This window comes from Belnapia sp., assembly GCF_059504005.1.
In genome coordinates this window covers 16,586-29,725 of sequence record NZ_JCACHU010000083.1, presented here as the reverse complement: position 1 = coordinate 29,725, position 13,140 = coordinate 16,586, and the positions used below count along the sequence as shown (strand labels likewise).

General features: G+C 73.4%; 12 protein-coding genes. All 12 read left to right on the top strand.

The features are described 5' to 3' along the window. Positions 1-2 precede the first annotated feature (2 nt). The 12 genes from tolQ (at position 3) to AC5JJ1_RS12115 (ending at position 13,122) form a co-directional block, all read left to right on the top strand. Complete coding sequence (gene tolQ / locus AC5JJ1_RS12170; RefSeq protein WP_495785391.1) at positions 3-761, top strand: protein TolQ; 759 nt, start codon at positions 3-5, stop codon at positions 759-761. A 4-nt stretch (positions 762-765) separates the two neighbouring features. Next, the gene (gene tolR / locus AC5JJ1_RS12165; protein ID WP_495785390.1) at positions 766-1,293 is read left to right on the top strand and encodes a protein TolR; all 528 of its coding nucleotides are present in this window, start codon (positions 766-768) and stop codon (positions 1,291-1,293) included. A gap of 45 nt (positions 1,294-1,338) precedes the next feature. Further along, positions 1,339-2,490, top strand: a complete 1,152-nt coding sequence (gene tolA / locus AC5JJ1_RS12160; RefSeq protein WP_495785389.1) for a cell envelope integrity protein TolA — start codon at positions 1,339-1,341, stop codon at positions 2,488-2,490. A gap of 37 nt (positions 2,491-2,527) precedes the next feature. After that, a complete protein-coding gene (tolB, locus tag AC5JJ1_RS12155) occupies positions 2,528-3,886 on the top strand; it encodes a Tol-Pal system beta propeller repeat protein TolB (protein WP_495785388.1) in 1,359 nt (452 codons plus the stop codon). A 213-nt stretch (positions 3,887-4,099) separates the two neighbouring features. Continuing rightward, positions 4,100-4,576 carry a peptidoglycan-associated lipoprotein Pal gene (pal, locus tag AC5JJ1_RS12150; protein ID WP_495785470.1) on the top strand — a complete coding sequence of 159 codons (477 nt, stop codon included), beginning with the start codon at positions 4,100-4,102 and terminating at the stop codon, positions 4,574-4,576. A gap of 146 nt (positions 4,577-4,722) precedes the next feature. Then, entirely contained in the window at positions 4,723-5,565 is an 843-nt protein-coding gene (locus AC5JJ1_RS12145) for a YbgF trimerization domain-containing protein (RefSeq protein ID WP_495785387.1), read from the top strand. A gap of 34 nt (positions 5,566-5,599) precedes the next feature. Then, positions 5,600-6,919, top strand: a complete 1,320-nt coding sequence (tilS, locus tag AC5JJ1_RS12140; RefSeq protein ID WP_495785386.1) for a tRNA lysidine(34) synthetase TilS — start codon at positions 5,600-5,602, stop codon at positions 6,917-6,919. Between the two features lie 74 nt (positions 6,920-6,993). Next, positions 6,994-8,916: an ATP-dependent zinc metalloprotease FtsH gene (ftsH, locus tag AC5JJ1_RS12135; protein ID WP_495785385.1), complete on the top strand. Its 1,923-nt coding sequence runs from the start codon at positions 6,994-6,996 to the stop codon at positions 8,914-8,916. 70 nt (positions 8,917-8,986) lie between these two features. Then, the gene (folP, locus tag AC5JJ1_RS12130) at positions 8,987-10,075 is read left to right on the top strand and encodes a dihydropteroate synthase (protein WP_495785384.1); all 1,089 of its coding nucleotides are present in this window, start codon (positions 8,987-8,989) and stop codon (positions 10,073-10,075) included. A 9-nt stretch (positions 10,076-10,084) separates the two neighbouring features. Further along, complete coding sequence (gene glmM, locus AC5JJ1_RS12125; protein WP_495785383.1) at positions 10,085-11,443, top strand: phosphoglucosamine mutase; 1,359 nt, start codon at positions 10,085-10,087, stop codon at positions 11,441-11,443. Beyond that, entirely contained in the window at positions 11,444-12,241 is a 798-nt protein-coding gene (gene thiD, locus AC5JJ1_RS12120) for a bifunctional hydroxymethylpyrimidine kinase/phosphomethylpyrimidine kinase (protein WP_495785382.1), read from the top strand. It begins immediately after the preceding gene. Then, positions 12,238-13,122, top strand: a complete 885-nt coding sequence (locus AC5JJ1_RS12115; RefSeq protein ID WP_495785381.1) for a PhzF family phenazine biosynthesis protein — start codon at positions 12,238-12,240, stop codon at positions 13,120-13,122. Before thiD ends, AC5JJ1_RS12115 begins: the two co-directional genes overlap by 4 nt. Positions 13,123-13,140 lie beyond the last annotated feature (18 nt).

Genomic DNA, 13,140 nt, shown 5'->3' with positions numbered 1-13,140 from the left:
CGGTGGACCGCAGCGTGACGGCGACGGATCTGGGCGGCGCATTGCACGACCTGTCCCTCTGGGGCCTGTTCCTGCAGGCGGACTGGGTGGTGAAGCTCGTGATGGTCGGGCTGCTGCTCGCCTCCGTCTGGGTCTGGGCCATCGTCTTCGAGAAGATCACCAGCCTCCGCCGCGCCAACCGCGCGGCCGACGCCTTCGAGGACAGCTTCTGGTCCGGCGGCAGCCTCGACGACCTCTTCCGCAAGGAGGGCGAGCAGCCCTCGCACCCCATGGCCGCCGTCTTCGCCGCCGCCATGCGCGAGTGGCGCCGCAGCGCCCAGCGCCTCGTCGGCTCCGACCTCGTCGCCGCCGGACTGAAGGAGCGCATCGACCGCAGCATGAACCTCGCCGTGCAGCGCGAGATGGACCGGATGGAGCGCTGGATGGTCTTCCTCGCCTCGGTCGGCTCGGTCGGGCCCTTCGTCGGCCTCTTCGGCACGGTCTGGGGCATCATGAACAGCTTCGCCGCGATCGCGGGGATGCAGAACACCAACCTCGCCGTGGTGGCCCCCGGCATCGCGGAGGCGCTCTTCGCCACCGCGATCGGCCTCGTCGCCGCCATCCCGGCGGTGCTCGCCTACAACAAGATCAGCACCGACCTCGCCCGCTTCGCCGGGCGGCTGGAGGGTTTCGCGGCCGAGTTCGGCGGCATCCTCTCCCGCCAGTCGGAGAGCGCGGTGATCGGCACCGAGGCCCGCACCCCCGCTGCGGTCGCGGAGTAGCCCCATGGCCGCTTCCCTGAACGCCGGCCGCGGCAGGGGCAGTAGTTCCCGTGGGGGCCGCTACCGCCCGATGGCCGAGATCAACGTGACGCCGCTGGTCGACGTCATGCTCGTGCTGCTCATCATCTTCATGGTCGCGGCGCCGCTGATGACGGTCGGCGTCCCCGTCGACCTGCCGAAGACCCAGGCGAGCGCGCTCAACCAGGACAACGAGCCGATCACCATCACGGTGAACCCGGAGGGCAAGATCTTCCTCCAGGAGACCGAGGTGCCGCTGGAGGGGCTGGTCGCCCAGCTCCAGGCCATCGCCGGCGCCAACGCGCAGGGGCCGAACGCGCAGGAGCGCCGCATCTTCGTCCGTGGCGACAAGGCGATCAGCTATGGCCGCGTCATGGAGGTGATGGGCGTCATCAGCGCCGGCGGCTTCAGCAAGGTGGCGCTGCTCGCCGAGCAGCCGGCGGGCCGACCGGCCACCGGCGCGGCCCCGGCCGCGCGCCCCGCCTCTCGTCCCGCTACCCCTCCGGCCCGCTGAGCCACGGAGGCCACGCGCGGGGGCGCGGTCATGCAGAACAGGGGAATGCGTTTCTGGGGGCTCGTCTCGGCGGCATTGCACGCCGTCGCCCTGCTGCTCGGCCTGGTCTTCGGCTTGCCTCCGAAGCTGGAGGAGCCGAAGGAGGAGGCGATCGCCGTCGAGCTCGTCGCCAGCCTGCCGGCGCAGCAGGCCCAGGGCGCGTCCGAGGCGGCGCCCGTCGCCGCCCCCGCCTCCGTCCCGCAGCCGCCGCGGCCCGAGCCGCCGGCGCCCGAGCCGGTGCGCGAGGACCGCCTGCCGATGCCCCCGCCACCCCCTCCGCCGCCGCCCACGGCCGCCCCGCCGCCTCCCGCGCCCCAGGCCCAGGCCACCCCGCCGCGCCCGAGCCCGCCGACACCCCCTCCGCCGCAGCCCGCGCCGACGCCGCCCGCGCCGGCCCCGCCGCGCCCGCAGCCGCAGCAGCAGGTGGCCGAGGTCGCGCCGCTGCCCCTGCCGCCGCCGGTGCCCGAGCCGCCGCGCCCGACGCCGCCCGCGCCGACGCCGCCCGCCCAGCCGCCGCGCCCGCAGCAGCAGGCCCAGCCGACCCCGCCCACGCCGCCGGCGCCGCCCCGCCCGCAGCAGCAGCAGGCCCAGGCGACGCCCGCGCCGCCGCGCCCGGATGCCCGCCCCGCGCCGCCCACCCCCGTCCCGCCGCCGCCCCAGCCGACGCAGCAGGCTGGCACCGGCCGCACGCCCCCGGTCGCGCGCCCGCAGGAGCTCAGCAACAGCGTCCAGAACACCCTCGACCGCCTCCGCCAGATGCAGGCCTCGAACGAGGCGCCGCGCGGCCGTCCGCAATCCGCCCCCGGCGCCCCGCAGCAGGGCGGCGGCACGCCCACCGGCACCGCGGCGCTGAGCGCCGGCGAGCGCGCCGGCCTCGCCGAGAAGATCAGCGAGTGCTGGAGCGTCGATGCCGGCGGCCTGAACATCCAGAGCATCGTCGTCGAATTCCGCGTCGAGGTGGATCCGGGCGGCACCGTCCGCAACGTCCGCCCCAACGGCTCGCCGCCCTCCGAGCCGCGTGCCCGCGCTGTCTACGAGGCCGCGCGCCGCGCCCTGCTCGACCCCAAATGCAACCCGCTGCCGTTGCCGCGCAATCGGCTGGCTGCATTGAACGATACGGTATTCCGCTTCAACCCGCGCGACCTCGGCCTGCGCTGAGGCCGGCCCGGCCTGCAATCAACGGAGGAAGACCCAGATGGACGAGGCTGCGATCCGCCAGCTCTCCCGCCGCGCCGCGATCTTCGGCGGCGCCGCGCTCGGCCTGCCGCTCATCGGCGCCCGCGCCACCTTCGCCCAGAGCTCCGTCGTCGACATCACCAAGGCCCGCACCGACCCGATCCCGATCGCCGTGCCGAATTTCGCCGGCGGCTCGGACGAGGCGCAGCGCCTCGGCCAGAACATCGCCGCCGTGATCCAGACCAACCTGCGCAACAGCGGCCTCTTCCGCCCCGTCGACCGTGCCGCCTACATCCAGACGGCCGAGGCCGCGGCGCAGACGCCGCGCTTCCAGGACTGGCGCGTCATAGGCGCCCAGGCGCTGACCACCGGCCGCGCCGAGGTCTCGGGCGACCGCCTCCGCGTCGAGTTCCGCCTCTGGGACGTGCTGCCGGAGGCGCAGATCCAGGGCACCGCCTTCACCGCGCCGGCCGGCAACTGGCGCCGCATCGCCCACCTCATCTCCGACGTGATCTACGAGCGCCTGCTCGGCGAGAAGGGCTATTTCGACACGCGCGTCGTCTATGTCGCCGAGACCGGCCCACGCGACCGCCGCACCCGGCGGCTGGCCATCATGGACCAGGACGGCGAGAACCAGCGTTACCTGACCGACGGCTCCTTCGCAGCGCTGACGCCGCGCTTCCACCCGAATGCGCAGCAGATCGCCTTCATGTCCTATGCCCGCAACGAGCCGCGGGTCTATCTCTTCAACCTCGACAGCGCGCGGCAGGAGGTGCTCGGCAGCTTCGCCGGCATGACGCTCTCGCCCCGCTTCGCGCCGGACGGCCGCAGCGTCGTGCTCTCCTCGACGCGCGGCAACGACGCCAACATCTATGTCGTCGACCTTGCCAGCCGGCGCGAGCGCCAGCTCACCTCCGGCGGCGGGCTCGATGTCTCGCCCTGCTTCTCGCCGGACGGCTCGCAGATCGTCTTCAACTCCGACCGCGGCGGCGACCAGCAGATCTACGTCATGGATGCGGGAGGAGGGGGCGTGCGCCGCATCTCCTTCGGCCGCGGTCGCTATGCGACGCCGGTCTGGTCGCCGCGCGGCGACCTCATCGCCTTCACCCGCATCGCCGGCGGCCAGTTCGCCATCGGCGTGATGCGCCCCGACGGCTCGGGCGAGCGCATCCTCTCCGAGGGCTGGGGGATGGAGGGCCCGACCTTCGCCCCCAACGGCCGGGTGATGATGTATTTCCGCGAGACGCCGGCGCGCGATGCGCGCGGCAACGGCTTCTCATCGCGCCTGGCCAGCATCGACATCACCGGCTTCAACGAGCGCCAGATCGTCACCCCGACCGACGCCTCGGACCCGGCCTGGTCGCCCCTGCTGGCGTGATTGCAAGCTTGGGTGAAACAACGGGAAACAAAGTGCACGCCGACTTGTCGTCCCAGTAATGGCGGTGTTGCAGCGAAAGCATGAACGGGCGCCGGTATTGCTACGGCGGTGCCCGTTTTGCTTGACGCTCTAGCGCCCTGGTTGTAACGCCCCCGGCAGTATTCCGCAGTGCCGGGCTGCGCGATGGCCAACAGGAAAGGGACGACACCCATGCTGAACACCAAGGTCATGACTGCCTTCGCGGCGCTTGCCCTGTTCTCCGCCTGCAGCTCCTCCTCCGACAACGCCGCCACCGGCGCCGGCGCGGCGACCACCACCTCGGCCGGCCCGCGCCCGGGCAGCCAGGAAGACCTCGTCGCCAATGTCGGCGACCGCGTCTTCTTCGACACCGACGAGAGCAGCATCCGCGGCGACCAGCGCCCGGTGCTCGAGCGCCAGGCCGCTTGGCTCGCCCGCTACCCGCAGGTGACGGTGCAGGTCGAGGGCCATGCCGACGAGCGCGGCACCCGCGAGTACAACCTCGCCCTCGGCCAGCGCCGCGCCAATGCGGCACGCGACGTGCTCGTCGCCAACGGTGCCGCCGGCGCCCGCATCGCCACCATCTCCTACGGCAAGGACCGCCCTGCGGCGCTCGGCTCGACCGAGGATGCCTGGGCACAGAACCGCCGCGCCGTCACCGTCGTCCGCTAGGCCCGGTCCATCACGTCGCGGGGCGCTGTCCCGCGCGTGATGGCGGCGGCTGCCCTTTGGGGGCTTCACCCCCTGGCCGATACGGGCCGGCTGCCTTATCCAGCCGGCCCGTACCCATTTTCGCCCCGCGCCGCCCCGGAGGCCTCGTGACCCGTCCCTTCCTCGCCGCCATCCTCGTCGCCGCCCCGCTGCTGCTGCCCGCCCAGGGCGCCTGGGCCCAGGCCGAGAGCCGCGAGGGCATCTACTTGCAGAACCAGATCCTCCAGCTCCGCCAGGAGCTCGACCAGGTGCGCCGCAGCGGCGGCGCGCTGCCGGCCCCGAGCGCCCCGCGCGGTAGCGCCCCGGGGAGCGAGCTGGTCGGCACCCTGCTCGACCGCGTGACCGCGCTGGAGGAGGAGATGCGCCGCCTGCGCGGCCGCCTCGACGAGGTCGAGTACCGCAACCGCACGCTCCAGCAGACTGTCGAGAAGCTGCAGGGCGACCTCGACTACCGCCTGCAGCAAATCGAGAACCAGCCCGCCGGCCGCCCGGCCGCCGCGCCTCGCACCCCGGCGCCGGCCCCCACGCCTGCCCCGGCGCCGGCAAGCCCCGCCCCATCCGCCGGCCGCACCCCGGAGCGTGCGATCTCCGAAGGCCAGGCCGCCCTCGCCCGGCGCGACTATACGGGCGCCGAGGCCGCCGCGCGCGAAGTGCTGGCCAACCGCAACTCCCCCCGCGCCACGGACGCCCAGCTCCTGCTCGGCGATGCCCTCTCCGGCAAGCGCGACTATGCCGGCGCCGCGCTGGCCTATAACGACGCCTACACGCGCGGCCGCACCGGCCCCCGCGCGCCCGAGGCGCTGCTCGGCCTCGCCGCCTCCTTCAACAACCTCGGCAACAAGCGCGAATCCTGCGACACGCTGGACGACCTGCGGAGCAACTTCCCCAACCTCCGCGGCGCCCTGGCCGAGCGCGCCGCCGATGCCCGCCGCCGCGCCGGTTGCCGGTAGGGCGGATCGCCGGAGGGCGGCATCGCCCGGAGGCGTGACGCCGCCCGCTCCGGCTGATCCCCTCTCGGCGGAGGAATTCGCCGGCCTGATGGCCCCGCTCGGCCCCTTCGGCCGGGGCCCCCGCCTCGCCGCCGGCGTCTCCGGCGGCCCCGACAGCCTTGCCCTTGCCCTGCTGGCCGACCGATGGGCCCGCGCCAGGGGCGGCAGCCTCCTCGCCCTCGTCGCCGATCACGGCCTCCGCCCGGACAGCGCCGCCGAGGCCGAGGCCACCCTCAGCCAGCTCCTCCGCCTCGGCATCCCGGCCCGGCTGCTGCCCCTCCGCCTCGCACCTGGCCCCGCCCTGCAGGAGCGCGCCCGCGAGGCCCGCCTCGCCGCCCTCCTCGCCGCCTGCGCCGAGGCCGGCACGCCCTGGCTCCTCCTCGGCCATCACCAGGCCGACCAGGCAGAGACCCTGCTCTTCCGGGCCCTGCGCGGCAGCGGTGCGTCCGGCCTCGCCGCCATGCCGCCCGTCCGCGCCACGGCCGAGGCGCTGATCCTCCGACCGCTCCTCCCCGTCCCGCCCGCGCGGCTTGCCGCCACCGTCGCCGGCCTCGCCCCCATCCGCGACCCGAGCAACAGCGACCCGCGCTTCGCCCGCGCCCGCCTCCGCGCCCTGCTGGACCCCGCCGCAACCGAAGCCCTCGCCGAGGCAGCCACCGCCTTCGCCCGCCGCCGCGCGCGGCTCGAGGCCGCCCTCGGCGCCCGCCTCGCCGCATCCACCACGCTCCGCCCCTCCGGTTTCGCCGAGATCGACCCGGCCGCCCTCGGCACCGATGCGCTGGCCGATGCCCTGCTCGCCCGCCTCGTCCAGGCGGTCGCCGGCGCCCGCCACGCCCCGCCCGCCGCCGCCGTGGCCGCCCTTCGCGGGCGGGGGGAGGGGACGCTCGCCGGCGCCTGGCTCCGCCCGCGCCGCGGCGCCTGGCTCCTCTTCCGCGAACCCGCCGCCATCGCGCCGCCGGTCGAGGCGCTGGCCGGCGCCCTCTGGGACCGGCGCTTCCGCCTGTCCGGCCCCGGCGCGCCCGGCCATGAGGTGAGTGCCCTCGGCCCCGCCGATGCCGCGCGCCTCCGCCGGCTCGCCCCCGCCTGGCCCGCCGCGTTGCTTGCCGGACTGCCCGCCATCCGCCACAACGGAATGCTGGTGGCCGTCCCCGCTCTGGACTATCCTGATCCAGATCGCTGCAAGCCCTTCCGGGCAGTGTTCGCCCTGGTTGGGTTCCTCCCAGCTGGGGAGGCGGCCACGGGGGTCAATTCCGCGGGCGGCATGGTCTTGTCGCATCGGGGGCATTCACGGCCGGGGCTTGCCTCCCTATCTTAGGGATCGCTGGCCTCGGGCAGAGCCTGAGGCACCAGGGCCCGATCGGGGTCATGGCGGGAACGGGATACGCATCGGTGAACAATTTCGGCCGGAATCTGGCGCTCTGGGTGATCGTGGCGCTGCTGCTCGTGGCGCTCTTCAACGTGTTCCAGCCCAGCGGTTCGGCGCAACGGGGCGCCCAACAGGTTGCCTACTCGGACTTCCTCAACGAGGTCGGCGCGGGCCATGTGCGGGACGTGACCATCCAGGGGCGGACCGTCAGCGGCCAGCTCTCGGACGGGCGCACCTTCCAGACCTACACGCCGGAAGACCCCAACCTAGTCTCCCGCCTGACGGAGAAGGGCGTCCGCGTCGTGGCGCGGCCGGAGGAGAGCGACGTCAACCCGCTCTTCCACTACCTGCTCTCCTGGTTCCCGATGCTGCTCCTCATCGGCGTCTGGGTCTTCTTCATGCGCCAGATGCAGTCGGGCGGCGGCCGGGCCATGGGCTTCGGCAAGTCCCGCGCCCGCCTGCTGACCGAGAAGCAGGGCCGCGTCACATTCGAGGACGTCGCCGGCATCGACGAGGCCAAGGGCGAGCTCGAGGAGATCGTCGAGTTCCTGCGCGACCCGCAGAAGTTCCAGCGTCTCGGCGGCAAGATCCCGAAGGGCTGCTTGCTCGTGGGTCCCCCGGGCACGGGTAAGACGCTGCTCGCCCGCGCCATCGCCGGCGAGGCGAACGTTCCCTTCTTCACCATCTCCGGCTCCGACTTCGTCGAGATGTTCGTGGGCGTCGGCGCCAGCCGCGTGCGCGACATGTTCGAGCAAGGCAAGAAGAACGCTCCCTGCATCATCTTCATCGACGAGATCGACGCCGTCGGCCGCCATCGCGGCGCGGGCCTCGGCGGCGGCAACGACGAGCGCGAGCAGACCCTGAACCAGATGCTCGTCGAGATGGACGGCTTCGAGTCCAACGAGGGCGTCATCCTCATCGCCGCCACCAACCGGCCGGACGTGCTCGACCCCGCCCTGCTGCGTCCAGGCCGCTTCGACCGCCAGGTCGTGGTGCCGAACCCGGACGTGATGGGCCGCGAGAAGATCCTCCGCGTCCATATGCGGAAGGTCCCGCTCGCCTCCGACGTCGACCCGAAGGTCATCGCCCGCGGCACCCCCGGCTTCTCCGGCGCCGATCTGGCCAACCTCGTCAACGAGGCCGCCCTGCTCGCCGCCCGCACCGGCCGCCGCACCGTCGGCATGCACGAGTTCGAGCAGGCCAAGGACAAGGTGCTGATGGGCGCCGAGCGCCGTAGTCTCGTCATGTCCGAGGACGAGAAGCGCATGACCGCCTATCACGAGGCCGGCCACGCCCTCTGCGCCATGAAGCTCCCGGAGTGCGACCCCGTCCACAAGGCGACGATCATTCCCCGCGGCCGCGCCCTCGGCCTGGTGATGTCTCTGCCGGAGGGCGACCGCTACTCCAAGCACAAGTCGAAGCTGCTCTCCGAGCTGGCGATGGCCATGGGCGGCCGCGTCGCCGAGGAGCTGATCTTCGGCCCAGACAAGGTTTCGAATGGCGCCTCGGGCGACATCAAGATGGCCACCAACCAGGCCCGCATGATGGTCACCGAGTGGGGCATGAGCGAGAAGCTTGGCATGATTGCCTATGGCGAGAACAGCCAGGAGGTCTTCCTCGGCCACTCCGTGACGCAGTCGAAGAACCTGTCGGAGAACACCGCGCAGATGATCGACGGCGAGATCCGCCGCATCATCGACGAGGCCTATGCCAAGTGTAAGCAGCTGCTCTCCGAGAATATCGACGAGCTGCACCTGCTGGCGAAGGGCCTGCTCGAGCACGAGACCATCTCGGGCGACGAGATCAAGCTGATCATCCGCGGCGAGCCGATCGTGCGCGACCGCCCGGACGAGCCGGTGCCGCAGGGCCGCGGCAGCGTCCCGACCAGTGGGCGCTCTACCCGCCCGAGCGGCGGGTTGAACCCCGGCCCGGCGCCCGCCACCTAGGCCGGACGCCAGCCACAGGCCTGACGATCAGCGCGCCCCCGGGCGCGCTGATTGCGTTTCGGGGGATGCCATGCCCGACCGATGGATCGAACCGCTTGGCCTGCTGACCGGCCCTGGCGCCGAGGCGGCCCTTCGGGCGGGCCTCGCCCTGCCGCTTCAGGGCGGCCCCACCGCCTTCACCCTGGCCCGCCTCATCGCCCGCGGCGCCGAGCCCAGCCTGGTCCCGGTCGCCGCCATCCCACCCGGCTGGCGCGACCTGCTGCCGCCGCTGATCGAGGCGCCGGCGCCCTTCGCCGGCCTCGCGCCCCGTCTCGGCCCCGGTGCGCCGCTGGTCATGGGCGTCGTCAACGTCACCCCCGACAGCGTCTCCGGCGACGGCCTCCTCGCCGCCGGCCTTGAGGGCGAGGCCCTGGTCGCGGCCGCCCTCGCCCAGGGGCAGGCGATGCTCGCCGCCGGTGCCGACATCCTCGACATCGGCGGCGAGAGCACCCGCCCCGGCGCCGCCCCCGTCACGCCGGCGGAGGAGTGCCGTCGCATCCTCCCCGTCATCCGTGCCCTGGCCCCGCTCGCGCCCCTCTCGGTCGATACCCGCAACGCGCCCACCATGCGCGAGGCGCTGGCTGCTGGCGCCCGGATCGTCAACGACGTCTCCGCCCTGCGCCACGACCCGGGCGCCGCCCGCGTCGTCGCCGAATCCGGCGCCCCGCTCATCCTCATGCACATGCTCGGCCGCGACCCGCGCACCATGCAGGACGACCCGCGCTATGCCGATGTCACCCTCGATGTCGGCGACTTCCTGGCCGACCGGCTCGCCGCCGCCAAGGCCGCCGGCATTCCCCGCAGCCGCATCGCCCTCGACCCGGGCCTGGGCTTCGGCAAGCTGCTGGAGCACAACCTGGCCCTGCTGCACCGCCTGCCGCTGCTCGCCGGCCTCGGCTGCGCGCTGCTGGTCGGGGCCTCGCGCAAGCGCTCCATCGGCCGCCTCTCCGGCGCGACCGAGGGCGGCCGCGCCCGCATGCCCGGCAGCGTTGCCGCCGCCCTTTTCGCCGCCGGCCGCGGCGCCGCCATCCTCCGCGTGCATGACGTGGCGGAGACCGTCCAGGCGCTGCGCGTCTGGCAGGCCGCGCTTTCCGGTGACAGGCCGCCCGGCGGGCGCTAATCCACCAGCATGACCCAGACCACCCGACGCCTCTTCGGCACCGATGGCATCCGCGGCAAGGCCAACCAGGCGCCGATGGATGCTGCCACCGCCCTCCGGCTCGGCCAGGCGGCGGGCCAGTACTTCAACCGCGGCACCCACCGCCACCGCGTCGTCATCGGCAAGGACACGCGCCTCTCCGGCTACATGCTGGAGCCCGCGCTGACGGCAGGCTTCGTCAGTGCCGGGATGGATGTCGTCCTGGTCGGCCCCATGCCCACCCCTGCCATTGCCCTGCTGACCCGCAGCCTTCGCGCCGATCTCGGCGTGATGGTCAGCGCCTCGCACAACCCCTTCGAGGACAACGGCATCAAGCTCTTCGGCCCCGACGGGCTGAAGCTCTCCGACGCGCAGGAGGCGGAGATCGAGGCGCTGATGGCCGGCGACCTTTCCGGCTCCCAGGTTGCGCCTGCCCGCCTCGGCCGCGCCAGCCGCCTCGAGGACGCCCCCGGCCGCTACATCGAGGCGGCGAAGCAGAGCTTCCCCCGCCGCCTGACGCTCGAGGGCCTGCGCATCGTCGTCGACTGTGCCCATGGCGCCGCCTATCGCGTGGCACCCACCGTGCTGTGGGAGCTGGGCGCCGAGGTCGTCTCCATCGGCGTCGCGCCGGACGGCTTCAACATCAACCAGGGCGTCGGCTCCACCGCCCCGGGCCAGCTCGCCGGTCTGGTGCGCGAGCGCCGCGCCGATATCGGCATCGCCCTCGACGGCGATGCGGATCGGCTGGTGCTGGTGGACGAGGCCGGCACGCTGATCGACGGCGACCAGATCCTCGCCCTCATCGCCGGCTCCTGGAAGGCGGAGGGGCGGCTGCGCGGCGACGCCGTGGTGGCGACGGTGATGTCGAACATGGGCCTCGAGCGCCACCTGAAGACGCTCGGCCTCGGCCTGCTCCGCACCGCGGTCGGCGACCGCTATGTCGGTGAGCGGATGCGCGAGGCCGGCTGCAACCTTGGCGGCGAGCAGTCCGGCCACGTCATCATGGCCGACTTCGCCACCACCGGGGATGGGCTGATCGCCGCGCTGCAGGTCCTCTCCGTCCTGGTGCAGGAGGGGAAGCCCGCCAGCGAGGTCTGCCGCCGCTTCACCCCGCTGCCGCAGCGCCTGGTCAATGTCCGCTTCGCCGGCGCCTCGCCGCTGAAGGACCCTGGCGTGCAGCGCGAGATCGCTGCCTTCGAGGAGCGGCTCGGCGAGCGCGGCCGCATCCTGATCCGCGCCAGCGGCACGGAGCCGCTGATCCGCGTCATGGCCGAGGCGGAGGACGAGGCCCTCGTCACCGAGACGGTCGAGACGCTGGCCGCCACCATCCGCGCTCGGATCGCAGCCTAGATGCAAGGCCGCGTCCTCATCATCGCCGGCTCGGATTCGGGCGGCGGCGCCGGCATCCAGGCCGACATCAAGGCCGTCACCGCCCTCGGCGCCTTCGCCATGACGGCGATCACCGCGCTCACGGCGCAGAACACCAAGGGCGTCCACGGCGTCCTCCCCATCCCGACCGGCTTCATCCGGCAGCAGATCGAGGTCGTCCTCGGCGATCTCGGCGCCGATGCGCTGAAGACCGGCATGCTGCACGACAGCCCGACCATCGAGGCGGTCTGCGACGCGCTTCCTCCCGGCATCCCGCTGGTCGCCGACCCGGTGATGGTGGCGAAGGGCGGCCACCCCCTGCTGCAGCCCGACGCGGTGGAGACGCTGAGGCGCCGCCTCGTCCCCCGCGCCGCCGTCCTCACCCCGAACCTGCCGGAGGCCGAGGTACTGACCGGCCGCCGGATCACCACCGAGGCGGAGATGCAGGCCGCCATGCCCGCCCTCCTGGCCCTCGGCGCCGAGGCGGTGCTGCTGAAGGGCGGCCACCTCGACGGCCCCATCCTCGTCGACCTGCTCGGCACGCGGGAGGGCGTCACCCGCTTCGAGGATGCGCGGATCGAGACCCGCCACACCCATGGCACCGGCTGCACCCTGGCATCCGCGATCGCCGCCGGCATCGCCCAGGGCCTGCCCTTGCCGGAGGCGGTCGCCCGCGCCCGCCGCTATGTCCGCGCCGCCATCCTTGCGGCACCCGGCTTCGGCCGCGGCCATGGCCCGCTGGACCACGCCGTCACCATGGACCCGGCGCGCATCGGATGAGGCGCTACCCCTTCGTCACCGTCGATGTCTTCACATACCGCCGCTTCGGCGGCAACCAGCTTGCCGTCTTCCCTGATGCGCTGGGCCTCTCGGATGCCGAGATGCAGGCCCTCGCCGCCGAGTTCAATTTGAGCGAGACCACCTTCGTCCTGCCGCCGGAGGATCCAGCGAACACGGCCCGCCTCCGCATCTTCAACCGCACGGCCGAAATGCCCTTCGCCGGCCACCCGAATGTCGGGACCGCCTTCGTGCTGGCCGACCGGGCCCGCGATGGACTTCTCCGCTTCGAACAGCCGGCGGGCGTGGTGGAGATCACGGTGGAGCGCGACGCGGCCGGTGCCGTCCTTTCGACGACGGTCGGGGCCCCGCAGCCCCTCAGGATCGGCGCCATGGTGCCCGTCGAGCCCATCGCCGCCTGCGCCGGCATCGCCCCCGCAGGCATCCTCACCGCCCGCCATGCCCCGACCCTTGCCTCCGATGGCGGCAACCCCCGCGTCCTGCTGGAGGTGACGCCCGAGGCCCTGGCCTCCGCCGCCCCCGACCACGCCGCCTTCCGCCGCGCGGTGGAGTCGCTGCCGGAGCTCGGCGGCCGCCTCTCCCTCTATCTCTACCGCCCGGATGGCGAGCGTCTTCGCGCCCGCATGTTCTCGCCCCTCGCCGGCACGCCCGAGGACGCCGCTACCGGCAGCGCGGCGACGCCGCTCACCGGCTTCCTGCTCTTCCTGAGCGGCGCCGAGCGCCACGCTTTGGACATCCTCCAGGGTGTCGAGATGGGCCGCCCCAGCCTGCTGCGGACGACGGCCCGCCGCACCCCCTCCGGCATCCGAGCGACGGTCGGCGGCGGCTGCGTCCCCGTCCTCCGCGGCGAAGCCCAACTCTGACCGGTCCAGGCCGGGTTC